At 43.4% G+C, this 1,236-nt stretch carries 1 protein-coding gene; it reads left to right on the forward strand.

Features of this window, described 5'->3' with window-relative positions; all coding sequences use genetic code 11:
* Positions 1 to 191: 191 nt before the first annotated feature.
* The gene (locus tag CSH92_RS16935) at positions 192 to 644 is read left to right on the forward strand and encodes a hypothetical protein (protein WP_100658835.1); all 453 of its coding nucleotides are present in this window, start codon (positions 192 to 194) and stop codon (positions 642 to 644) included.
* Positions 645 to 1,236: the final 592 nt, after the last annotated feature.

A 1,236-nucleotide genomic window follows, 5' to 3' on the forward strand; every position in this document is an offset into this window, starting at 1 on the left:
TATTGGTGCAGTTTTGCTTTATTCTGGTTAGCAGCTTTATTTTTAAAATACGGTTTTCCGTAATGGTGCCTAACAATCGCATTAAAACTCACTTCGTTCGCGCGGACATCTACCTGTGGGCTCGCGCTGCACGCGATTTTAGCCCACAGCTAGCTGCCCTTTATGCGGGGCGTTAACTGTACAGAGATATCATGGTTCAAACCAAAGAGTTCGAAATAGACGGTTTTAGCTACACGGTGGCAAATGACGCCATCAAAGAAATTTTATTCATGTATTACAGTATGGATAATTACAACGGTTTCGGGAGTGCCGAAACAGGATTGTTTAACCCATACTGGTTTCTGAAAGTTAAAATATCTGAAGCTGGATACTTAGCCATAGCCGACGTGCAGCTTCTCCAGCAGGGAGCAGCTATCAAAATCTTGAACTGGATTTATGGTGAGATTTTGGATTACGAGAACAACATACTGCCCGAGGGTCATTGGAGCAAGTCTTTGTTAGAGTCTGGTGCTATGGAGCGAGTACCCGAAGCTGAGCAAGCGCTGAAAGCCGCCCATGTTGATTTCCCTTCATTTGAGAAACAGTTAAGTAGAGTCTATAAAACCTTAGTCAAGGGGTTTTTCAGAACTTATGCAAACAGTTAACAAGGCAATTAAAAATCGGCCACAAAAAACGTGGCCTGGACTCGCTAACGCTCGCCTTTTATTGCGGCGTTAGGTGCCAGGAGATTACCTTACATAATGGATGATGTACTTGAGATTTTGTTTAGGGGTATTATTCGAGGATTTATCTTCGTGATTGGCGAAATTCTATGTAGGGTAATTTTTTACTATACCGCAGCAATTCTGTTCAGAGCCATTTCAATCGGAAAATACCCAACTGAGCTACATCAAGACCCATTTGACTCTCTCTCCGCCTTGCTTCTTACGGCAGCAGGTGCTCTTATCTATTTATTTGGTGCAATATATTTGGTCTCAATTTATGGGTAGTTTCAGCAAATGACACCTAACAATCGCATCAAAACTCGCTGCGCTCGCGCGGACATCTACCTGTGGGCTCGCGCTGCGCGCAATTATAGCCCACAGCTAGCTGCCCTTTATGCGGGGCGTTATACGTCACTATGAAATATCGTTGCAGCGAATGTAGTTTTGTCTTCCCTTGTCGAGAAGCTATTGATGCTTATGACGAAGGAATTAAACGCGGCTTTTTATGTCCCTCTTGCAAATCAAATATACA

Origin of the sequence: Neoalteromonas flava (assembly GCF_002807685.1) — a bacterium.
Lineage (GTDB): Bacteria > Pseudomonadota > Gammaproteobacteria > Enterobacterales > Alteromonadaceae > Alteromonas_E > Alteromonas_E flava.